Raw genomic sequence first — 21,921 nt, 5'->3', positions numbered from 1 at the left:
TCACAGGATCAAATCACGCAGTTCATCAGGCATGGCGCCCGGTTGTTGGATAGCTGCAAGGTCGGCTGCCGAAACCGCGTTCCAGGCATCCTCGTCCCACAGCTGAAATTTGTTCAGTTGCCCCACCAGCATTGCCTTCTTGTCGAGCTTGGCGTACTCGCGCAAACGCGGCGGCACCAGGAAACGCCCACTGCCATCAAGCTCCAGATCCACCGCATTGCCGATCAGCAAGCGCTGCAGGCGACGGTTCTCTTCACGCAATGACGGCAACGCGCGCAACTTGGCTTCAATCAGTTCCCACTCATCGAGGGGATACACGCATAAACAGGGATCAACCGCATCGATGGTCACGATCAACTGCCCGGAACTACGCGAATCGAGCTCGTCACGGTACCGGCTCGGCATTGCGAGACGGCCCTTTGCGTCGAGGTTGATGGCGTTGGCTCCGCGGAACACGGCTGCGATTCCCCACAATGTTAGCGTTTTTGTGCCAGAAAACCCACTTCATGCCACTTTCTGCCACTTGCGCACACTATAGGAATCCGCCTACCACACCGTCAAGGCGCGCTTATAAGGAAATCCCTTACAGATCGGAGATTTAGCGCACACGGAGAAGGCAAAAGGGTAAATCGGAGGGGATTTTGACGAAAAAAATCAAACCCACTCAGATGGATAGAGTGCGAACTTAAAGTGATTTATTAAGAGTAAGATTTTTTTGGTATTACAAAGACGCATCTGCTATCGATTCAAGCAGGAGGGGGGAAAGGTGGAGAGTCGATCTGTAAGCCGGGTTCTGTCGAGGACAGTCATTCCTCTACGACGGCCATCACTGGACGCCTTTAGCAACCTACCCGGTTCCAACGCGGGCCGCGCCATATGGAACCCTATTTGGTCTTGCTCCGAGTGGGGTTTACCTAGCCATGAACTGTTGCCAGTCATGCGGTGCGCTCTTACCGCACCTTTTCACCCTTACCGGCACCGAAGTGCTTAGGCGGTTATTTTCTGTGGCACTTTCCGTAGGCTCGCGCCCCCCAGGCATTACCTGGCACTCTGCCCTATGGAGCCCGGACTTTCCTCCCCCCTCTATTGCGAAACAATAGAAGGCAGCGACTGTCCAATCGACTCTCCGCCACAAAGGTTAACGGTAGCGAGCGTCAAGAACAAGCGATAAAAGCGATAATGTCACTATAACATCAGTGGGCTTTCTGTTTTTCCAGCGCCACTTGGTACAGCAGGTTCTTGCGGACTCCGGTAATTTCCGCCGCCAGGGCCGCCGCGCGCTTGAGCGGCATCTCCGCCAGCAGCAGGTCGAGAATGCGCATCGCCTCGCTATTCACCGCTTGCTCATCTTCCGGCGCGCTATAGCCCGCCACCAGCACCACGCACTCGCCACGCTGCTGATTGCTGTCGGCCTCGACGAAGGCGCGCAGTTCAGCCAGGGGCAAGCCCTTGAGGGTCTCGAAGGTCTTGGTCAGCTCGCGGGCCAGCAGCGCCGGACGCTCACCACCAAACACCTCTTCCATATCCTGCAGACACTCGAGGATCCGGTGCGGCGCTTCGTAGAAGATCAACGTACGCGGCTCTTCCTTGACCTGACTCAGGCGCGCACGACGCCCTACAGCCTTGGCCGGCAGGAAGCCTTCGAAGATAAAACGGTCCGATGGCAGGCCGGCGGCCGACAGCGCCGCGATCAGGGCGCAGGCACCCGGTACCGGCACCACCGCAATGCCCGCGGCACGGGCCTGACGCACCAGGTGATAACCAGGATCGGAAATCAGCGGCGTGCCGGCATCGGAAATCAGCGCAACGTTATCCCCGGCCAGCAAGCGGGTGAGAAAGCGGCTGCCCTCATCACGCTCGTTGTGCTCATGGCAGGCAGCCAAGGGGGTATTGATGCCGAAGTGCTGCAACAGACGAATGGAGTGACGGGTGTCTTCAGCGGCAATCAACGCCACATCGCCGAGCACTTTCAGCGCCCGGGCACTCATGTCATCCAGGTTGCCGATCGGCGTGGCCACCACGTAAAGCGTGCCCGAAGTGGATTGGGAAGCCCCTGGAACATCAGTCACTGCATACACCTGTCGTCATGATCAAAGCGCCATTGTAGCCCGAGACTCGGCAACATTGGGCAACCAGGATCGCCGCAAACCGGTGTTCCACCACCTATATTGAAGGATTAACGCCAGCAAGATCGCGCCCCGGCCAGCGCTTGGGTACAATCGCCCGTTAATTTGATCGAGTAACAGGACCCTTACATGATCGCTTGCCTGCGGCTGTTCACAGCCCTTTGCCTCGCCGCCCTGCTGGCAGCCTGCGCCAGCTCGCCCTCGTCGAGCCTCGGCGAACTGCCGCGCACACCGGATGCCAGCATCGAGCAACTGCTTGAACAGGCCACCACCAGCAAGACCCCGGAGCAAGCAGCACTGCTGCGCCTGAGCGCCGCCGACCTGGCCTACAAGCAAAAGGACAATGCCCGCGCCGCGCGCATCCTCGAGCAAGTGCCGCTGGAGCAGCTCAAACCGGCCCAGCAGATGTTCGCCAGCACCCTGGCGGCAGAACTGGCCATGAGCCGCAACCAGCCCAAGCTGGCCCTGACCGCCCTGAGCCACCCGAGCCTGGCGCGCCTGAACGAACTGCCGGAGGATCAACAGATCCGCACCCGCAACGTGCATGCCATGGTACTGGAAGCCAACGGCCAGCCCCTGGCTGCTGCCCAGGAACGCGCGCAACTGACGCCGCTGCTCAAGGGCAACGCCGCCAACGCCAACAATGACGCGATCTGGAACCTGGTGGCGGCCGTTCCGCGCGACCAGCTCAAAGGCTTGAGCGCCGGTACCGACACCATGGCTGGCTGGGCCAGCCTGGCCCTGGCGGTCAAAGGTGCCGGCACTGTCGAACAGCAACAAGCCGCCATCGACGCCTGGCGCGCGCAGCATGCCGATCACCCGGCCGCCGCCCAACTGCCGCCATCGCTGATCAAGCTGATGGAGCTGACCAGCCAGCCGCTGACCAAGATTGCCCTGCTGCTGCCACAAGAAGGCCAGCTGGCCGGCGTCGCCCGCGCCCTGCGCGACGGCTTCATGGCCGCGCACTTCCAGGCCCAGCAGGCCGGACAGAAGCCGCCGACCATCGAAGTCTTCGACAGCTCGCGGCTGACCTCGCTGGATGACTTCTATCGCCAGGCCCAGGCCGCCGGCGTACAGCTGGTGGTTGGCCCGCTGGAAAAGCCGCTGGTGAAAAAGCTTGCGGCCTACCCACAACTGCCCATCACCACCCTGGCCCTGAACTACAGCGACGCCGGCCAGAAAGGCCCGGAGCAGCTGTACCAGTTCGGCCTCGCCGCTGAAGACGAAGCCCGCGAAGTGTCGCGCCGCGCCCACGCCGACGGCATGCTCCGCGCCGTTGCCCTGGTGCCGCGTGGCGAATGGGGCGACCGGGTGCTCAAGGCCTTCCGCCAGGACTGGGAAGCCAAGGGCGGTACCCTGCTGGCCGCCGAGCATATCGATCAGCCAGTAGCCCTGGCCAAACAGATTGCCGACCTGTTCCAGCTGCGCCAGAGCGAAGGTCGCGCCAAAAGCCTGCAGAACACTGTCGGCGGCGCCGTATCGGCCCAGCCTTCGCGCCGCCAGGACATCGACTTCATCTTCCTCGCCGCCACCCCGCAGCAAGGCCAGCAGATCAAGCCGACCTTGAACTTCCAGTACGCCGGCGACGTACCGGTGTACGCCACCTCGCACGTGTACAGCGCCAGCGGTGACGTCAACCAGTACAACGACATGAATGGCGTGCGCTTCTGCGACACCCCCTGGCTGCTCGACAGCGGCAACCCGCTGCGCCAGCAGGTCGAACGCCAGTGGCCCCAGGCCGCCGGCAGCCTGGGCCGCCTGTACGCCATGGGCATCGACGCCTACAGCCTGGCGCCGCGCCTGGGTCAATTGCGTGCACTGCCTGAAAACCGCATCGACGGCCTGTCCGGCAGCCTGAGCTTGAATGAAAACCAGCGCATCGAGCGGCAACTGCCCTGGGCCGAGTTCTCCGGCGGCCAGATCAAACGCCTGCCCGATACGCCACGCTGATGCCTGCCAGTTCGCGCCAACAAGCCGGCCAGGCCGCCGAACGGCAAGCCCTTGAATACCTTCAGGGGCAAGGCCTGCAGCTACTGGCGCAGAACTGGCGATGCAAACGCGGCGAGCTTGATCTGGTCATGCTCGACAGCGATACAGTAGTATTCGTCGAAGTCCGCTACCGGCTGCACGCGGACTTTGGCGGTGCCCTGGCCAGTATCGACGGGCGCAAGCAGGACAAACTGGTGCTAGCCGCCGAGTCTTTTCTGCAAAAGGAAACACGCTGGGCCAACCACCCCTGCCGTTTCGATGTCATCGCCCTGCAAGGCAAAGGCCATTCGGGCCCAGCACTGAACTGGCTGAAAAATGCCTTCGAGTGCTGAACCCGCGATCGCTGCGCCCCATTACCCCTACAACTTTTTTGCTCTTTGCTTCACGGGCTGCACAGTCATGTGCCGGGACCTTTTTTGTATACTCCCGACGCGCCCGGCCAGCCGCCCTACTTAAGGTCACACTGATGGACATGCAATCCCGAATTCGCCAGCTTTTTCAGGCCAGCATCAACACCAAGCAACAGGCGATGGAAGTCCTTGCACCACACATCGAGCAAGCCAGTCAGGTCATGGTCAATGCGCTGCTCAACGAGGGCAAGATGCTTGCCTGCGGCAACGGCGGCTCGGCCGGCGATGCCCAGCACTTCTCTTCCGAACTGCTCAACCGCTTCGAGCGCGAACGCCCGAGCCTGCCGGCCATCGCCTTGACCACCGACAGCTCGACCATCACCTCGATCGCCAACGACTACAGCTACAACGAAATCTTCTCCAAGCAGATCCGCGCCCTGGGCCAACCCGGCGATGTACTGCTGGCAATTTCGACCAGCGGTAACTCGGCGAACATTATTCAGGCGATCCAGGCCGCACATGATCGCGAAATGATTGTCGTAGCTCTGACCGGACGCGATGGCGGCGGCATGGCCTCGCTGCTGCTGCCTGAAGACGTCGAGATTCGCGTTCCGGCCAACGTCACCGCACGTATCCAGGAAGTCCACCTGCTGGCGATCCACTGCCTCTGCGACTTGATCGACAGCCAATTGTTCGGGAGTGAAGAATGACCCCTAACCGCCTCGGCCTGATGGCCCTGACCCTGTGCCTGAGCCTCACCGGTTGCAGCTCGGTGCTCACTGCCACCCGCGATACGCCAATCGAGGACGATCGCGGCACCCGTACCTTTGGCAGCAAAATTGATGACTCGCTGATCGAAACCAAGGTATCGGTCAACGTTGCCAAGGCCAGCCCTGACCTGGACAAGAGCTCGCACATTGTCGTCAGCAGCTTCAACGGTATCGTCCTGCTCGCCGGGCAGACCCCGCGCGCCGACCTCAAGAGCCTGGCCGAACAGGCTGCCAGCCAGGTCCAGCGAGTGAAAAAGGTGCACAACGAGCTGCAGGTGCTGCCGCCCTCCTCGATCCTGGCGCGCAACAATGACGCTTGGCTGACCACCAAGATCAAGACCCAGATGCTCACCGACAGCAGCATCCCCGGCTCGCGTATCAAGGTGATCACCGAGAACGGCATCGTCTACCTGCTCGGCCTGCTGACCCAACAGGAAGCCACCCGTGCCACCAACCTGGTGCAGGGCGTGTCGGGCGTGCAGAAGATCGTCAAGTTGTTCGAATACATCGACTGATAAACCCATCGCGGGGCAAGCCCGCTCCTACACGGTGGGAGCGGGCTTGCCCCGCGATGAGGACCTGATTGACACCCACCTGAACCTAGGAAGTCCCCATGAAAAACGGCCTGCTGCCAACCTTGCTGATTGGCGCCCTCGCCACCCTGGCCGGCTGCTCCACCCCAAGCCAGATCACCCTCAACGACGGCCGCGAATTCCAGGCAGTCGACGCGCCGTACTACGATCGCGCCGCCGGCTTCTACGAGTTCAAGCAGCTCGATGGCAAGGTGATCAAGGTCAACAAGGACCAGGTCCGCACCATCACCGACCTGTAATCCAGGCCGGCAGACACAAAAAAAGGCGATCCGCATGGATCGCCTTTTTCGTTACTTGACCACCTTCAGGCTCGGACGCCCGCTGGGCCGTGGCGGCTGGCCACCACCCTGCGGACCATCGTCATCCGGCTCAACGCTGTCGTCTTCCTCTTCATCTTCATCGTCGAGCAACGGCGGCTCGAGCTCGAAGACCATGCCCTGGCCGTTTTCCCGGGCATAAATACCCAGAATCGCACCGGCCGGCACGAACAGGGTGTGGGCGACGCCGCCAAAGCGGCCCTCGAAGCTCACTGCTTCGTTATCCATGTGCAGGTGACGTACGGCATTGGGTGAGATGTTCAGGACGATCTGGCCGTCACTGGCGAAGCTCTGGGGTACCTGGACGGCCGGGTATTCGGCATTGACCAGCATATGCGGTGTGCAGTCGTTGTCCACGATCCACTCATAGAGTGCACGTACCAAATAGGGGCGACTGGAGTTCATCGACAGCTCCTTAAAACCTAGCGCATTTCACGTTCAGCAGCGGACAGGCTTGCCTGGAAGGCTTCGCGGGCAAACTGTCGCTCCATGTAATCGAGCAACGGCTTGGCCGGCCGCGGCAGTTCGATGCCCAACACTGGCAAACGCCAGAGTATGGGCAATAGACAACAATCGACCAGACTTTGCTCCTCACTGAGGAAACAAGGCTTGTCGGCAAACAACGGCGACACCCCGGTCAGGCTCTCGCGCAATTCCTTGCGCGCCTGCACGCGTGCAGGCTCCTTGCTGCGCGGGTCGAGTATCAGGTCGACCAGCGCACACCAGTCGCGCTGGATGCGGTGGATCAGCAGGCGGCTGTTGGCCCGCGCCACTGGATACACCGGCAACAGCGGCGGATGCGGGTAACGTTCATCGAGGTATTCCATCACCACGGTCGACTCGTACAACGCCAGGTCGCGATCGACCAGGGTTGGCACGCTGCCATAGGGGTTCACTTCAACCAGCTTGGGCGGCAGGCGACCAGGATCGACGTTGATGATCTCGACACTGACACCCTTCTCGGCGAGAACGATGCGCACCCGATGAGAATAATGGTCAGCGGGGTCGGAGTAGCAGGCTAACCGGTTGGTCACGCCCATAGTGGTCCTCCTCGCGTATGAATTTATAAATGCTGCAAATGCAAACGCGCCCTGCGAGCGCCCCTGTGAATCCAGAGGCGCCCCAGGGCGCGTTCAACTACCAGAAACTACTGCGTGATCAGTGCACGTCCTTCCAGTATTCGCGCTTGAGCAGGTAAGCGAATACGAAGAAGAAGGCCAGATACAGCAGCACATAGGTACCGATGCGCTGGCTTTCCAGTTTGACCGGGTTAGCCGAGTAGGCCAGGAAGGTCACCAGGTTCTTGACCTTCTCGTCGAACTGCTCTGGCGTCAGGGTACCGGATTTCGGCTCCACGGTCAGCTGGTCACATGCTTCATGGGTCAACGGCGAGCCCGTCAGCGGGTCGTATTGCTTCTTGCCATCGACCACGGTCTGCACTTGCTTGCAGCCAATCACCTGGTTGCCTTGCAGGCCAACCAGCACGTTGGGCATGCCGACGTTGGGGAAGACCTTGTTGTTCACACCCCATGGGCGCGACTTGTCTTCGTAGAAGCTGCGCAGGTAGCTGTACAGCCAGTCGGTGCCGCGCACGCGGGCTACCAGGGTCAGGTCGGGCGGTGCCGCACCGAACCAGGCCTTGGCATCGTTGGGCTGCATGCCGATCTTCATGTGGTCGCCAATCTTGGCGCCGGTGAACACCAGCTTCTCGAGCATCAGCTCGTGGGGAACGCCCAGGTCATCGGCAACCCGCTCGTAACGCTGGAACTTGGCGCTGTGGCAACCCATGCAATAGTTTGCAAAGGTGCGGGCACCGTCCTGCATGGCGGCCTTGTCGGTCAGGTCGATATCGACCTTGTCCAGCTCCAGGCCATGCTCGGCGGCGAAGGTGAACGCGGGCATCACTGCCAGAATCAATACTGCAAATAGCTTTTTCATCAGCCAGTCACCCTTTCCGGAACCGGTTTGGTCTTCTCAAGCCTGGTGTAGAACGGCATCAGAATGAAGTAGGCGAAATACAGGAAGGTGCATACCTGCGACAGCAGCGTACGGCCCGGGGTAGGCGCCAGAACACCGAGCACACCGAGGATCACGAACGAGATGCAAAACACCAGCAGCCAGGTTTTGCTCATCCAGCCCTTGTAGCGCATGGACTTGACCGGGCTGCGATCCAGCCACGGCAGGACGAACAGCACGGCAATCGCAGCGCCCATGGCGATCACGCCCAGGAGCTTGTCCGGCACCGCCCGCAAGATTGCGTAGAACGGTGTGAAGTACCAGACCGGGGCAATGTGCTCAGGGGTCTTGAAGGCGTTGGCCTGTTCGAAGTTCGGTTTTTCCAGGAAGTAACCGCCCATTTCCGGGAAGAAGAACACGATCGCGCAGAACACGAAGAGGAACACGACGACGCCGACGATATCCTTCACGGTGTAGTAAGGGTGGAACGCGATGCCGTCCAGCGGCACGCCGTTTTCGTCCTTGTGCTTCTTGATGTCGACGCCATCAGGGTTGTTCGAACCCACTTCGTGCAGCGCCAGGATGTGCAGCACCACCAGGCCGAGAATGACGATCGGCAGGGCCACCACGTGCAGGGCGAAGAAGCGGTTCAGGGTGATGCCGGAGATCAGGTAGTCACCACGGATCCACTGGGTCAGGTCGTCGCCGATCACCGGAATGGCACCGAACAGCGAGATGATCACCTGGGCACCCCAGTAGGACATCTGGCCCCACGGCAGCAGGTAGCCCATGAAGGCCTCGGCCATCAGTGCCAGGTAGATCAGCATGCCGAACACCCAGACCAGCTCACGAGGCTTCTGGTACGAGCCGTACAGCAGGCCGCGGAACATGTGCAGGTAGACCACGATGAAGAACGCCGATGCACCGGTGGAGTGCAAGTAGCGCAGGATCCAGCCGTATTCGACGTCACGCATGATGTATTCGACCGAGGCGAATGCCTCCTCGGCCGACGGCGTGAAGCTCATGGTCAGCCACACACCGGTGACGATCTGGTTGACCAGCACCAGCAGTGCCAGGGAGCCGAAGAAGTAGAAGAAGTTGAAGTTCTTCGGCGCGTAATACTTGCTGAGATGGTCTTCCCACATCTTGGTCGCGGGGAAGCGGGCGTCAACCCAGTCCATTAACTTACTCATCACGCGTTCTCCTGATCGACGCCGACGACGATAATGTCGTCCGACTCATAAGAGTGCGGCGGCACTGGCAGATTGAGCGGCGCCGGCTGAGATTTGTAGACGCGGCCAGCCAGGTCGTAGTGGGAACCGTGGCACGGGCAGAAGTAGCCGCCGACCCACTTCGGACCCAGGTCGACAGGTGCCACTTCCGGACGGAAGGTTGGCGAGCAGCCCAGGTGGGTGCACAAACCGACCAGCACCAGGATCTCCGGCTTGATCGAGCGGTTCGACGGATCGACATAGGTGGGTTGAACCGATGCCTTGGACTCAGGGTCGGAGAGGTCGCCGGTGATCTTCTTGAGGTTACCGAGAATCTCTTCGGTACGGCGGACGATGAACACCGGTTGGCCGCGCCACTCAGCAATCATCTGCTGACCAGGCTCTACCTTGGCGATATTGACCTTCACCGGTGCACCTGCGGCTTTCGCCTTGGCACTGGGGAACCATGACCCTACGAACGGGACCGCAGCCCCCACCGCTCCTGCAGCACCCACCACGGACGTGGCTGCTACGAGGAAGCGACGCCGGCCTGCATTGACGCCGTCATTGCTCATTCAGTCCTCTCCCATCAGCTTTAATGGCCTGTTGCAACAGGCATCTACTAAGTAATTTCTGAACTGCTAAAAATTTGCCGCATGGTAATGAAAAGACCCTTCTCTGACAAGGTGATTAGCCTTATGCCACCCCGCTATCCCTTGTAACTCTTGACTTGCGTCTATGCGGCAAGTTGTCACAGCAAACAACAGCATAGTTATTCAAGACATAAAAAAAGCCCGGTTCCACCAGGAACCGGGCTTTTTTTGAACACCGAAGCGAAATTAACGCTTGGAGTACTGAGGACGCTTACGTGCTTTACGCAGACCCACTTTCTTACGCTCGACTTCACGAGCGTCGCGGGTGACGAAGCCAGCACGACGCAGAGCGCCACGCAGGGTTTCGTCGTAGTCCATCAGTGCACGGGTGATACCGTGACGGATCGCACCGGCCTGGCCGCTGACACCACCACCGATAACGGTGACGTAGATGTCGAACTTTTCGGTGGTCTCGGTCAGTTCCAGCGGCTGGCGTACTACCATGCGCGCGGTTTCACGACCGAAGAACACGTCCAGAGAACGGTTGTTGATGGAGATGTTACCGGTACCTGGACGCAGGAAAACGCGAGCGGTTGCGGTCTTGCGACGGCCAGTGCCGTAATTTTGAGTCGCCGACATAATGAACTATTCCGTTAAATCTTCAGTTCTTGGGGCTGCTGAGCAGTATGAGGGTGAGTAGCGCCCGCATAGACTTTCAGCTTACGGTACATGTCGCGACCCAGTGGGTTCTTAGGCAGCATGCCTTTAACCGCGGTCTCGATCACGCGCTCTGGGGCCTTGGCGATCAACTTCTCGAAGTTGATTTCCTTGATACCGCCCGGGAAGCCGGAGTGGGAGTAGTACATTTTGTCCGAAGTCTTGGCACCAGTGACACGAACCTGCTCGGCGTTGATGACGACGATGTAGTCGCCGGTGTCAACGTGAGGAGTGTACTCTGGCTTGTGCTTGCCACGCAGACGGCTCGCGATCTCAGTGGCCAGACGACCCAGGGTCTTGCCAGCAGCGTCAACGACGAACCAGTCGCGCTTTACTGTTTCCGGTTTAGCAGTAAAAGTTTTCATTCTTTATAGCCTCAGGGGCCGCCCAGCGAAAATAAGACGGCAGATCTTACTGGATAGTGCGCACCTTGACAAGTCAAGGACACAGCCGCACACGGACGCTATCGGGGGCTCGGGTCAGCGCGTCCAATATTCGGCAGGGTTCTTCTATGGAGCGGGGCATCACTCCCACCGCACGGAGAGGGGCTGAATTATCCAGATTGCGAAAAAAAATTCAACCTGCTTTTATGCTTCTTTTAGACAGGAAGCAGCCGAATGGACTATCGCCAGCTGGGCCGAACCGACCTCAACGTCAGCGCCCTGTGCCTGGGCAGCATGACCTGGGGCGAGCAGAACGACCAGGCCCAGGCCTTCGCCCAGATCGAACGGGCCAAGGCCGCCGGGATCAACTTCATCGATACTGCCGAGATGTACCCGGTCCCTCCCCGCCCGGAAACCTACGCGGCCACCGAGCGCATCATCGGCAACTGGTTCAGCCAGCGTGGCGACCGTGCCCAGTGGATCCTGGCCAGCAAGGTGGCCGGGCCCGGCAACGGCATCAACCATATTCGCGATGGCCTGCTCAAGCACAACCGCCAGCACATCGTCGCCGCCCTGGACGACAGCCTCAAGCGCCTGCAGACCGACTGGATCGACCTCTACCAGTTGCACTGGCCCGAGCGCAGCACCAACTTCTTCGGCAAGCTGGGTTACCAGCACGCGCCGCAGGACCTGTTCACCCCGCTGGAAGAAACCCTCGAGGTGCTCGACGAGCAGGTCAAGGCCGGCAAGATCCGCCACATCGGCCTGTCCAACGAAACCCCGTGGGGCACCATGAAATTCCTGCAGCTGGCCGAAAGCCGTGGCTGGAGCCGTGCGGTTTCAATCCAGAACCCCTACAACCTGCTCAACCGCAGCTTCGAGGTTGGCCTGGCGGAGATCGCCATCCGCGAACAGTGCGGCCTGCTGGCTTACTCGCCACTGGCCTTCGGCATGCTCTCGGGCAAGTATGAAGACGGTGCGCGCCCGGCCGATGGCCGCCTGACCCTGTTCAACCGCTTCTCGCGCTATTCCAACCCACAGACCGTGAGCGCCTGCAGCCGCTACGTGAAGCTGGCCCGCGACCATGGCCTGGACCCGGCACAGATGGCCCTGGCCTTCGTCACCCGCCAGCCGTTCGTGACCAGCAACATCATCGGTGCGACAACGCTTGGGCAACTGGACAGCAACCTGGCCAGCATCAACCTGAAGCTCACTGACGAGCTGCTGGCGGGCATCGAGGCCATCCATCAGGACCAGCCCAACCCCGCGCCCTGAGACGCGATCCCGGTTCCCACAAACAAGGTGGGAACCGAGGGTAGACACAATCGCCAAAAAATAAGACGATCCAGCCGGTGATTGACCACTCTACCCTATAAGAATAAAGAAAATGATGTTTACCCAACCCACGGCGTCCTTGCGGCGCGTCAGCATCCTGGCTATCGACAACGTCTTTGCATCGACCCTGATGCAGGCCAAGGACTTCTTTCACCTGGCCAGCCTGCGCTACAGCAAACAATTGGGGCTGGGCCTGCAACCGATGTTCGAAACCCGCCTGGTGAGCCCTGACGGCCAGCCAGTACGCAGCTTCAGCGATGTGATGCTGCCGGTCGACAGTGGCCTGGAAGCCGCCGACATCATCATCCTGCCGGCCTTCTGGGACGATTTCGATGCCCTTTGCCAGCGCTACCCGCAAGTGCTGCCCTGGTTGCGCGAGCAGCATGCCCGCGGTGCCGTGCTGTGCGGCGAGGCCAGCGGGGTGTTCTGGCTGGCCGAAGCTGGCCTGCTCGATGGCAAGGAGGCGACCACCTACTGGCGCTTTTTCAGCCAGTTCGCCGAGCGCTTTCCCAAAGTCAGCCTCAACCAGGACAAGCACCTGACCGATGCCGACAACCTCTACTGCGCCGGCGGCACCACCTCGGCCTGCGACCTGTACATCTACCTGATCGAGCGTTTCTGCGGGGCCAACGTGGCGCAAGCGGTGGCCCGCGACATCCTCTACGAAGTGCAGCGCAACTACACCCCGGGGCGCATGGGCTTTGGCGGGCAGAAGCTGCACCAGGACCTGATCATCCTGCAGATCCAGCACTGGCTCGAGGAGCATTTCGCCGACAAGTTCCGCTTCGAGGACGTCGCCCGCAACCACGGCATGAGCATCCGCAACTTCATGCGCCGCTTCCAGAGCGCCACCGGTGACAAGCCGCTGCACTACCTGCAACGGCTGCGGATCGAAACGGCCAAGGGCTTGCTGTCGGGCACACGCAAGAGCATCAAGACCATCAGCTATGAAGTTGGCTATGACGATGCGAGCTTCTTTGCCCGGTTGTTCAGGCAGCACACGGAGTTGTCGCCGAATCAGTATCGGCAGCAGTTTATGCAGGAGGCCTGAAAGGCCTCATCGCGGGGCAAGCCCGCTCCTACCGGTAGGAGCGGGCTTGCCCCGCGATGAAAGCACCGCCGATTAGGGTTTGTGCGCCCGCGACAGGAATTCGTGGGACTGCATTTCCAGCAAGCGGCTCAGGGTCCGCTGGAATTCGAAGGTCAGGCGACCACCGGTGTACAGGTCCTTGAGCTCAACCTCGGCCGAGATGATCAGCTTGACGTTGCGGTCATAGAATTCGTCGACCATGTTGATGAAGCGCCGGGCGATGTCATCGGTCGCCACGCTCATCTGCTCGACGTCGCTCAGCAGCACGGCATGGAAGATCTTGCCCAGTTCGATGTAGTCGTTCTGGCTGCGCGGGCCGTCGCACAGTTCGCGGAATTCGAACCAGGCCACGTCGTCGCAGGTGCGCAGGGCACGAATTTCACGGTTCTCGATCACCAGTACATCGTTCTCGACCGCCTGGGTGCATTCCGGCGTCAGTGCGCGGAAGCTCTTGCGCAGGCTTTCGTGGGCCGCTTCGTCGAGCGGGAAGTGGAACAGCTCGGCTTGCTCCAGGTGACGCAGGCGATAGTCGACGCCGCTGTCGACGTTGACGATCTCGGTGTTCTGCTTGATCAGGGCGATCGCCGGCAGGAAGCGCGCACGCTGCAGGCCGTCCTTGTACAGGCCATCAGGGACGATGTTGGAGGTGGCCACCAGGGTCACGCCGTTCTTGAACAGCTCCTCCATCAGGGTGCCGAGGATCATCGCGTCGGTGATGTCGGAGACGAAGAACTCGTCGAAGCAGATTACCCGCGCCTCTTCCGAGAAGCGCTTGGCAATGATGGTCAGCGGGTTCTTCTCGCCCTTGAGGGTTTTCATTTCCTCGTGGACGCGCTTCATGAAGCGGTGGAAGTGCGTACGCACTTTCTGCTTGAACGGCAGCGCCTCGAAGAAGGTATCGACCAGGTAGGTCTTGCCGCGGCCTACCCCACCCCAGAAGTACAAGCCCTTGACCGGTGCCTGGTCCTTCTTGCCAAACAGCTTGCCGAACACACCCGGCTTGTTGTTCTGCGCCGCGATCAGATCGTCGTACAGGCGCTGCAGATGACGCACTGCAGTTTCCTGCGCCGCATCATGGAAGAATTCGGGACGTTTCAGATCTGCTTGATATCGTTCTAGGGGCGTCATAATTCGTTAGCAAGGTAACAAAAACGGGCCGTCACTGTAGCGACGGCCCCGGATAATGGCAATCAGACTTGCGATAAGCCGTTCAGTCCTGCTGTGGCACCAGGGCCGCTCGCAGGGTTTCGACCGCCGCGTCGCGGGCAGCGGCATCGACGAACTGCGGGCCGTCGCCGACGCACTCCCCTTCCAGCCACAGGCTGAAGCCCAGGCCTTCGTGGCGCACATCGAGCTCACCGCCCTGTTGCAGTTGCTTGCTCACCGCACCTGCGGTCTTGCCGTCGGCGAAGTTGCGCGACAGCAGCAGTTGCTCGCCATCAGCGGCCAGCAGGCGGAAGCGGAAGCTGCCGTCGTCTTCACGAAAACTGACGAAACGCGCGGTCTTGGCGGCCTTTTTCTTGACCTGGGCAGTCGCCTGCTCGATGTTGCGGAACGAGCGCAGGCCCACCGCTTCGCGCAGTTGTTCGAGGAACGGCGTAGCGACCTTGCGGGCCTTTTGCGCACCGGCCTGGAGGATGTCCTCGAGGTCGGCCGGGCGACTGATCAGTTGGTGATAACGCTCGCGCGGCTCGCTCAGCTGACCATCGAGCAGCTGGAACAGACGCTGCTTGGCCTCGCCCCAACCCAAGCCCTGGAGCAGTTCGCTACGGAACTCGTCGGCTTGCGCCGGGGTGGCAAAGGCCTGGAACAGGGTGAACAGGTGCGCGTTGTCCGGGTCCTTGGCTTCGCCCGGGGCCCGGGAGTCGGTGACGATGCGCGAGATGGCATCCTTCATGTCCTTGGCGCTGGTGAACAACGGGATGGTGTTGTCGTAGCTCTTGGACATCTTGCGCCCGTCCAGGCCCGGCAGGGTGGCTACGCTTTCCTCGATCAGCGCTTCGGGCATGGCGAAGAACTCCTTGCCCTGGCCGAACAGGTGGTTGAAGCGCTGGCCGATGTCGCGGGCCATCTCCACATGCTGGATCTGGTCGCGGCCGACCGGCACCTTGTTGGCGTTGAACATCAGGATGTCGGCTGCCATCAGTACCGGGTAGCTGTACAGGCCCATGCTGATCCCGGCATCCGGGTCTTCGCCGTTCTCGACGTTCTTGTCCACCGAAGCCTTGTAGGCATGCGCACGGTTGAGCAGACCCTTGGCCGCGACGCAGGTCAGCAGCCAGGTCAGCTCGGGAATCTCGGGGATGTCGGACTGGCGATAGAAGGTCACTCGCTCAGGGTCCAGGCCACCGGCCAGCCAGGTCGCGGCGATTTCCAGGCGCGAGCGCTGGATGCGCTGCGGGTCATCGCATTTGATCAGGGCGTGGTAGTCGGCCAGAAAGTAGAACGAGTCGACACCCGGTTCACGGCTGGCGAGGATCGCCGGGCGGATGGCACCGGCGTAGTTGCCCAGGTGAGGCGTGCCCGTGGTGGTGATACCGGTAAGGATGCGCGTAGTCATGGGTAATCGCTTATCAGGCTTGTATCAGTTCGAAAGGCGCGGCAGCACCAGTTCCTTGAGGTCGGTGAGCTTGCCATGAAAAAAGTGTCCGCATTCTGCCACTTTCAGCAGCTCATGGGGGCGCGGCAGTGCGTCGGACCAATCGTAGACGATCTGCGGATCGATCACTTCGTCGGTTTCCGGCTGGATCACGCTCAGTTCGCCCTGCTGCGCCAAGGGGTTATCACCCAGGCGCATCACCGCCGGAGCGACCATGAACAGGTGCTTGAGAGCAACGCCGCGGGCTTCCAGGCGTCCGCCGAGACTGGCGGCGACGAAGCCGCCGAAGGAGAAGCCCATCAGCGTCAGTGGCAGCGCGGGGTGTTGCTCGCCCAGCCAGTCTACCGCCGCCTGGGCGTCGTCCACTTCACCGCTGCCCATGTCATGGCTGCCGGCACTCTGGCCAACGCCGCGGTAGTTGAAGCGCAGGGTGATGTAGCCGGCATCGCGGGCGGTGCGCTGGAGCATCGACACCACCTTGTTCATCATGGTGCCACCCTGCACCGGGTTGGGGTGGCACAGCAGCACAACGCCGCGGGCGTCGGCGACATCGAGGTACAAGGCTTCCAGTTGGCCGACCGGGCCATCGATGAATACAGGGGTTTCGCGGATAAGCAAGGATAAACTCCGTGACCTCGGAAAGGGTCGACTCGTCTAGCTGAATGATTCTGTCTGAGATATTTGCGATCGTTCGCGGTATACAGCGCAGGTCCGAGCCGTTAACGTAAAGCAAAGCCGTTTATAGAGGAAGGACTCGTGGAACTCTCGCTCTTAGTTTGGTTGTTGCCGACCCTGGCCCTCGTCGTGGGTGTCGTCGTTGGTTTCCTGGTCGCCCGCCTGCTGCCCAATGCTGCGCCGAGCAGCACCCAGCGTCAGCTGGATGATATCCAGGAACGTTTCGACAGCTACCAGAATGAGGTGGTTACTCACTTCAACAGTACGGCTGCGCTGGTCAAGAAACTGACCCAAAGTTACCAGGACGTCCAGGATCACCTGGCCGAAGGTGCCAACCGCCTGGCCCTGGACGAACTCACCCGCCAACGCCTGCTGGCCGCCCTGCACTCCGAAGCCACCCAGGCCCCGCGTGATCGCCTGACCCCGCCGAAGGACACCGAGGTGCCGCGCGACTACGCACCGAAAGCGCCCAACTCGCCGGGCATGCTCGATGAGCATTACGGGCTCAAGCGCTAAGCAAAATAAAAGGCCCCTGTGAGGGGCCTTTTTTATCAGCGTCGCCTGCAATGCGAGCGCCCACAGGGTCGTTTGTGGGAGCCGGCCTTGCCGGCGATGGGCTACGCAGTAGCCCCTGCCAGCATCAGCAGTACCAAGGCGCCTCCCCTTCCCGGTAACCATACTTCTCCCGCGCCTCATCCAGCACCCGCCGCTCCACCCCACCCTGGCGCACCAGGCTGTGCAAGCTGGCCAGCACGATACTGAAGCGATCGACCTCGAAGAACCGCCGCAACTGCTGGCGGGTATCGCTGCGGCCAAATCCGTCCGTCCCAAGCGTCACATAAGGTGCTTGTACATACTCGGCAATCAGCTGCGGCCAGGCCCGCACATAGTCGGTCGCGGCGATCACCGGCGCATCACCGTCCAGGCAGCGCTGCACATGGCTGATATCACCACTGCCCTGCCCCAGGCGGCTGGCGCGATCAACATCCCGTGCCTCCCGCGCCAGCTCGCTGAAACTGGTGACACTGAACACTTCACTGGCAACCTGCCAATCGCTGGCCAGCAATTCACCGGCAGCAATGACTTCACGCAGGATCGCCCCGGAACCGAGCAGGCGCACGCGACCCTGGGCATCGGCCACCTGCTGCTCGACATAACGGTACATGCCGCGCAAGACCTCTTCATGCACCTGCACTGGCAGGGACGGCTGTGGATAGTTTTCGTTCATCACCGCGACATAGTGAAATTCGTCGCATTGTTCGACCAGCATGCGCCGCGCGGCGTATTCGAGGATCACCGCCAACTCACCGGCAAAGCACGGCTCCCAGGCGCGGCAGTTGGGCACCATCGAAGCCATCACCAGGCTCGAACCGTCCTGGTGCTGCAACCCTTCCCCACCCAGTGTCGTGCGCCCGGCTGTAGCCCCCAGCAGCAGGCCCCGGGCACGCTGGTCGGCGGCGGCCCAGATCAGGTCGCCCACGCGCTGGAAGCCGAACATCGAGTAATAGATGTACACCGGCAGCATCGGCTCGCCATGCACTGCGTAGGACGTCGCCGCCGCCACCCAGGAAGAAATCGCTCCGGCCTCGGTGATGCCTTCCTCCAGCAGTTGGCCATCGCGCGCTTCCTTGTAGGACAGCAGCGACCCTGCGTCTTCCGGCTCGTAGCACTGCCCCTGGGGTGAATAGATACCAATCTGGCGGAACAGGCTGGCCATACCGAAGGTGCGCGCCTCGTCGGCCACTATCGGCACCACACGCGGCCCCAACTGCGGCGCCTTGAGCCAGGCGCTGAGCATGCGCACAGCGGCCATGGTGGTGGACATTTCTTTGCCGTCGGCCTGCAGGGCGAAGCCGCCCATGGCCTCCAGCGCCGGTACCGGCACCGGGCGCACGTCGCTGCGCCGGGCAGGCAGCGGCCCACCAAGGGCGGCGCGACGCTCACGCAGATAGCGCATCTCCGGGCTGCCCTCGGCCGGCCGATAGAATTGCAACTGCTCGACCTGCGCATCCGACAGCGGCAAATGGAAGCGGTCACGGAACGCCAGCAAGGCCTGCACATCGAGTTTCTTGGCCTGGTGCGCGGTCATCCGCGACTCGCCCGCAGCGCTCATGCCATAGCCTTTCTTGGTCTTGGCCAGGATTACCGTTGGCCGGCCCTTGCAGGCCTTGGCGGCGGCGAAAGCGGCATAGAGCTTGCGAAAATCGTGACCACCGCGCTTGAGTGCGTTGATCTCGGCCGAACTCATGTGCTCGACCAGCTTCTGCAAGGCCGGCTGCTGATTGAAAAAATGCTCGAGGTTGTAGGCCCCATCCTTGGCCCCAAGATTCTGGAACTGCCCGTCCGGTGTCGCCGCCAACTGGCGCAACAACACGTGCTCGGTGTCGCGCGCGAACAGCGGGTCCCACTCCGAGCCCCAGAGCACCTTGATCACGTTCCAGCCAGCGCCACTGAACAGTGCCTCAAGCTCCTGGATGATCTGGCCGTTGCCACGCACCGGGCCGTCGAGGCGCTGCAGGTTGCAGTTGACCACAAATGTCAGGTTATCCAGTTGCTCGCGGGCGGCCAGCGTCAAACCGGCAATGGATTCCGGCTCATCCATCTCGCCATCGCCAAACACCCCCCAGACATGCCGGGCGCTGGTGTCGAGCAACTGGCGGTTGTGCAGGTAGCGCATAAAGCGCGCCTGGTAGATGGCGTTGATCGGGCCGATGCCCATGGAGCCGGTGGGAAACTGCCAGAAGTCGGGCATCAGCCACGGATGCGGATAAGAGCACAGGCCGTTACCGGCCACTTCCTGACGGTAGCTGGCCAGTTGTTCTTCGCTCAGGCGGCCTTCAAGAAAGGCCCGGGCGTAAATGCCCGGAGCCGAATGCGGCTGGAAAAACACCAGGTCAGCCGTACGCTGCTCAGCGCCCGCCTCACCGCGAAAGAAATACTGGAAACCGACTTCGAAAATCTCCGCGGCCGACGCATAGCTGGCGATATGCCCACCCAGGTCACCATAGGCGTGGTTGGCCCGCATCACCATGGCCAGGGCATTCCAGCGCAGGATGCTGGTGATGCGTTCATCGAGTTCCAGATCGCCCGGATAGGCGCCCTGCTGTTCCACCGACAGCGTATTGCGATAAGCCGAAAACGCCTGGACGCCGCGCTCCAGCCCCAACTCACGGGCATGAGCTTGCAGCTGCTCAAGCAGAAACTGCGCACGCTCCGGGCCGCAGTGCAGCAGGGTCGAATCCAGCGCCTCCAGCCACTCGGCGGTTTCCCCCGGGTCACTGTCCAGCTGCGGATCGCCCGGACGCCGCGGCATACCTTCGCCAGGCACAAGGGTCATCATTGCCACCATTGCATTTGACCTCGTCTGTGAAGGGTTCAGGCGCAGGCCTTGAGCGCCTGTTGAATATCCGCCAATAGATCGTCGATGTCCTCAAGCCCCACCGACAGCCTTACCAGCCCTTCAGAGATGCCGTACTGGGCACGCTCCTCTGGGGTATAGCTGGAGTGGGTCATGCTTGCCGGGTGCTGAGCCAGGGATTCGGCATCACCGAGACTGACGGCACGGCTGAACAATTGCAGGGCGTTCATGAAACGCCGTCCGGCGGTAATGCCGCCCTTGAGTTCGAAGGCGATCATGCCGCCAGGCAAGCGCATCTGCCGCTGGGCCAGCTCGTACTGGGCAAAGCCGGGCAAACCGGGGTAATTGATCAGTTCAACTTCCGGCTGTTGCTGCAGGTATTCGGCGATGGTCTGGGCGTTACTGCAGTGGCGTTCCATGCGCAGGGTCAGGGTTTTCATCCCGCGCATGAGCAAGGCGGCGTCGTGCGGTGACATCACCGCACCGGTCATGTCCTTCAAGCCTTCCAGACGAATCCGATCGACCAGCGCCTTGCGCCCGACCACCAGGCCGGCAGTGATATCGCCATGGCCACTGAGGTACTTGGTCGCCGAATGCACCACCAGGTCGGCACCCAACTCCAGCGGCCGCTGCAGGTACGGGGTGCAGTAGGTATTGTCGACCACCACGCTGATATCGTGCGCGTGCGCAAGCTTGGCCACGGCGCCGATGTCAGTCATGTGCATGTTCGGGTTGGCCGGGGTTTCGAAGTAGATAACCCGGGTCTTGTCGCTGATCGCCGCAGCGACCGCGTGTAAATCGCTCATGTCGACATGCCGGACCTTGACCCCGAACTCGCCGATGCCATGGTGCAAAAAGGCGAAGGTGCAGCCGTACAGCGTACGTCCTACCAGCACCTCATCGCCGGGGCGCAGCAGCGTCCATAGCGTGGCAGTGATCGCGCCCATTCCCGAGGCCAGTGCCAGCCCCGCTTCGCCGCCCTCCAGTGAGGCCATGCGTTGCTCCAGCAGGGCCAGGGTCGGGTTGGAGATACGGCTGTAGAAGTACCCGGCTTGTTCCCCGGCGAAGCAAGCAGCGCCGTACTCGACGGTAGGAAAAGCGAAGGTAGCCGTCTGATAGACCGGTGGCACAAGGGCCCCGTTGTGTTCCAGCGGATCGTAACCGTGGTGGATGGCGCGGGTGGCAAAACCTGTTTTGTTATTGGAGCCGCTCATGGCAAACAGCCTCTAGTGGTTTGTTATAAGCTTATGCCACTGAGGTGCTGATTTTTTTCCAAATGTAGCCGTCCCTGCGGGTGGTTATTGACATAAAAACAACAAATCCAGACCACGGAGGGTAAAACATGCCTACAGCCATCGACCGCACCGACCGCGCCTTGCTCGCAGCCCTGCAAGGCAACGCCCGGCTGACGGTGTCCGAACTGGCCGACCAGGTCTCGCTGACCACCTCGCCATGCTGGCGACGAGTGAAGTTGCTGGAAGAGTCCGGCTATATCACCGGCTACCAGGCCATCCTTTCGCCCAAGGCCCTGGGTTTTGGCGTGACCGCTTTCGTCAGCATCATGATGGACTCGCACAGCAAGGAAATGGCCCGCGCCTTCGAGCAGCGGCTGATGGAAATCCCCGAAATCGTCGCCTGCCACAACATCTCCGGGCGCTATGACTTCCTCCTGGAGATCCTTGCCCGGGACCTGGAGTCATTCGGTGAGTTTGCGCGGGAAGTGCTGCAGACCTTGCCAGGGGTGAAGGAGATTTACTCGAGTTTCTCGTTCAAGGCGGTGAAGGAAAAGCGGGTGATTCCGGTGTCGGAAAAGCACATCTAAGTTTACAGCCAACAAAAAACCCCACCTGAGTGGGGTT

The 21,921-nt window shown here is 61.1% G+C and carries 23 protein-coding genes and 1 other RNA gene; 9 read left to right on the top strand and 15 right to left on the bottom strand.

Annotated elements, in window-relative coordinates:
• The 3 genes from mraZ to rsmI all read right to left on the bottom strand — a co-directional run bounded on the left by mraZ (nt 1) and on the right by rsmI (nt 2,069).
• Entirely contained in the window at nt 1-456 is a 456-nt protein-coding gene (gene mraZ / locus NLX68_RS21830) for a division/cell wall cluster transcriptional repressor MraZ (protein ID WP_010220775.1), read from the bottom strand.
• Between the two features lie 310 nt (nt 457-766).
• Nucleotides 767-1,126, bottom strand: an RNA gene (gene rnpB, locus NLX68_RS21825) — RNase P RNA component class A.
• A 67-nt stretch (nt 1,127-1,193) separates the two neighbouring features.
• Nucleotides 1,194-2,069, bottom strand: a complete 876-nt coding sequence (rsmI, locus tag NLX68_RS21820) for a 16S rRNA (cytidine(1402)-2'-O)-methyltransferase (RefSeq protein ID WP_026001180.1) — start codon at nt 2,067-2,069, stop codon at nt 1,194-1,196.
• Nucleotides 2,070-2,255: 186 nt separating this feature from the next.
• On the opposite strand from rsmI, the gene NLX68_RS21815 reads away from it, so the two are divergent.
• The 5 genes from NLX68_RS21815 to NLX68_RS21795 all read left to right on the top strand — a co-directional run bounded on the left by NLX68_RS21815 (nt 2,256) and on the right by NLX68_RS21795 (nt 6,067).
• Nucleotides 2,256-4,076, top strand: coding sequence for a penicillin-binding protein activator (locus tag NLX68_RS21815; protein WP_254285756.1), 1,821 nt, complete (start codon nt 2,256-2,258; stop codon nt 4,074-4,076).
• Nucleotides 4,076-4,447, top strand: coding sequence for a YraN family protein (locus NLX68_RS21810; RefSeq protein ID WP_010220772.1), 372 nt, complete (start codon nt 4,076-4,078; stop codon nt 4,445-4,447). Before NLX68_RS21815 ends, NLX68_RS21810 begins: the two co-directional genes overlap by 1 nt.
• Nucleotides 4,448-4,581: 134 nt before the next feature.
• Nucleotides 4,582-5,175, top strand: coding sequence for a phosphoheptose isomerase (locus tag NLX68_RS21805; protein WP_026001179.1), 594 nt, complete (start codon nt 4,582-4,584; stop codon nt 5,173-5,175).
• A complete protein-coding gene (locus tag NLX68_RS21800) occupies nt 5,172-5,750 on the top strand; it encodes a BON domain-containing protein (RefSeq protein WP_254285755.1) in 579 nt (192 codons plus the stop codon). The genes NLX68_RS21805 and NLX68_RS21800 overlap by 4 nt, the downstream gene beginning before the upstream one ends.
• A gap of 98 nt (nt 5,751-5,848) precedes the next feature.
• Nucleotides 5,849-6,067 (top strand): YgdI/YgdR family lipoprotein, encoded by a 219-nt coding sequence (locus NLX68_RS21795; RefSeq protein WP_010220769.1) that lies wholly within the window; start codon nt 5,849-5,851, stop codon nt 6,065-6,067.
• 51 nt (nt 6,068-6,118) lie between these two features.
• Here the strand turns inward: NLX68_RS21795 and NLX68_RS21790 are convergent, their stop codons facing one another.
• The 7 genes from NLX68_RS21790 to rplM form a co-directional block, all read right to left on the bottom strand.
• Nucleotides 6,119-6,550, bottom strand: a complete 432-nt coding sequence (locus NLX68_RS21790) for a ClpXP protease specificity-enhancing factor (protein WP_254285754.1) — start codon at nt 6,548-6,550, stop codon at nt 6,119-6,121.
• A gap of 17 nt (nt 6,551-6,567) precedes the next feature.
• On the bottom strand, nt 6,568-7,185 hold the full coding sequence (locus NLX68_RS21785; protein WP_010220766.1) for a glutathione S-transferase N-terminal domain-containing protein: 618 nt from the start codon (nt 7,183-7,185) through the stop codon (nt 6,568-6,570).
• Between the two features lie 118 nt (nt 7,186-7,303).
• A complete protein-coding gene (locus NLX68_RS21780; RefSeq protein ID WP_254285753.1) occupies nt 7,304-8,083 on the bottom strand; it encodes a cytochrome c1 in 780 nt (259 codons plus the stop codon).
• The gene (locus NLX68_RS21775) at nt 8,083-9,294 is read right to left on the bottom strand and encodes a cytochrome bc complex cytochrome b subunit (protein ID WP_254285752.1); all 1,212 of its coding nucleotides are present in this window, start codon (nt 9,292-9,294) and stop codon (nt 8,083-8,085) included. The genes NLX68_RS21780 and NLX68_RS21775 overlap by 1 nt, the downstream gene beginning before the upstream one ends.
• On the bottom strand, nt 9,294-9,887 hold the full coding sequence (gene petA / locus NLX68_RS21770; protein WP_010220763.1) for a ubiquinol-cytochrome c reductase iron-sulfur subunit: 594 nt from the start codon (nt 9,885-9,887) through the stop codon (nt 9,294-9,296). Before petA ends, NLX68_RS21775 begins: the two co-directional genes overlap by 1 nt.
• A 264-nt stretch (nt 9,888-10,151) precedes the next feature.
• Nucleotides 10,152-10,544: a 30S ribosomal protein S9 gene (gene rpsI, locus NLX68_RS21765; RefSeq protein ID WP_115085418.1), complete on the bottom strand. Its 393-nt coding sequence runs from the start codon at nt 10,542-10,544 to the stop codon at nt 10,152-10,154.
• 14 nt (nt 10,545-10,558) lie between these two features.
• Nucleotides 10,559-10,987, bottom strand: a complete 429-nt coding sequence (gene rplM, locus NLX68_RS21760) for a 50S ribosomal protein L13 (RefSeq protein WP_010220758.1) — start codon at nt 10,985-10,987, stop codon at nt 10,559-10,561.
• 252 nt (nt 10,988-11,239) lie between these two features.
• On the opposite strand from rplM, the gene NLX68_RS21755 reads away from it, so the two are divergent.
• Nucleotides 11,240-12,280, top strand: a complete 1,041-nt coding sequence (locus tag NLX68_RS21755; protein WP_254285751.1) for an NADP(H)-dependent aldo-keto reductase — start codon at nt 11,240-11,242, stop codon at nt 12,278-12,280.
• A 214-nt stretch (nt 12,281-12,494) separates the two neighbouring features.
• Nucleotides 12,495-13,391: a GlxA family transcriptional regulator gene (locus NLX68_RS21750; RefSeq protein ID WP_254285782.1), complete on the top strand. Its 897-nt coding sequence runs from the start codon at nt 12,495-12,497 to the stop codon at nt 13,389-13,391.
• Nucleotides 13,392-13,463: 72 nt separating this feature from the next.
• Here the strand turns inward: NLX68_RS21750 and zapE are convergent, their stop codons facing one another.
• From zapE to NLX68_RS21735, 3 genes are all read right to left on the bottom strand, one after another.
• Complete coding sequence (zapE, locus tag NLX68_RS21745; RefSeq protein WP_010220754.1) at nt 13,464-14,558, bottom strand: cell division protein ZapE; 1,095 nt, start codon at nt 14,556-14,558, stop codon at nt 13,464-13,466.
• Nucleotides 14,559-14,640: 82 nt separating this feature from the next.
• Nucleotides 14,641-15,990, bottom strand: coding sequence for a tryptophan--tRNA ligase (locus NLX68_RS21740; RefSeq protein WP_254285750.1), 1,350 nt, complete (start codon nt 15,988-15,990; stop codon nt 14,641-14,643).
• Between the two features lie 24 nt (nt 15,991-16,014).
• The gene (locus NLX68_RS21735; protein ID WP_254285749.1) at nt 16,015-16,647 is read right to left on the bottom strand and encodes an alpha/beta hydrolase; all 633 of its coding nucleotides are present in this window, start codon (nt 16,645-16,647) and stop codon (nt 16,015-16,017) included.
• Nucleotides 16,648-16,785: 138 nt separating this feature from the next.
• On the opposite strand from NLX68_RS21735, the gene NLX68_RS21730 reads away from it, so the two are divergent.
• Nucleotides 16,786-17,220 (top strand): DUF1043 family protein, encoded by a 435-nt coding sequence (locus NLX68_RS21730; RefSeq protein ID WP_254285748.1) that lies wholly within the window; start codon nt 16,786-16,788, stop codon nt 17,218-17,220.
• Nucleotides 17,221-17,344: 124 nt separating this feature from the next.
• Here NLX68_RS21730 and mdeB read toward each other — a convergent pair whose 3' ends face one another.
• Both mdeB and NLX68_RS21720 read right to left on the bottom strand, forming a co-directional pair.
• Nucleotides 17,345-20,017, bottom strand: coding sequence for an alpha-ketoglutarate dehydrogenase (mdeB, locus tag NLX68_RS21725; protein ID WP_254285781.1), 2,673 nt, complete (start codon nt 20,015-20,017; stop codon nt 17,345-17,347).
• A gap of 62 nt (nt 20,018-20,079) precedes the next feature.
• On the bottom strand, nt 20,080-21,276 hold the full coding sequence (locus NLX68_RS21720; RefSeq protein ID WP_254285747.1) for a methionine gamma-lyase: 1,197 nt from the start codon (nt 21,274-21,276) through the stop codon (nt 20,080-20,082).
• A 128-nt stretch (nt 21,277-21,404) separates the two neighbouring features.
• On the opposite strand from NLX68_RS21720, the gene NLX68_RS21715 reads away from it, so the two are divergent.
• Nucleotides 21,405-21,884, top strand: coding sequence for an Lrp/AsnC family transcriptional regulator (locus tag NLX68_RS21715; RefSeq protein ID WP_254285746.1), 480 nt, complete (start codon nt 21,405-21,407; stop codon nt 21,882-21,884).
• Nucleotides 21,885-21,921 lie beyond the last annotated feature (37 nt).

The sequence above is a fragment of the Pseudomonas sp. SBB6 genome (assembly GCF_024213215.1).
In the GTDB taxonomy this organism is placed as follows: domain Bacteria; phylum Pseudomonadota; class Gammaproteobacteria; order Pseudomonadales; family Pseudomonadaceae; genus Aquipseudomonas; species Aquipseudomonas donghuensis.
This window is presented reverse-complemented; position numbering and strand designations above follow the sequence as displayed.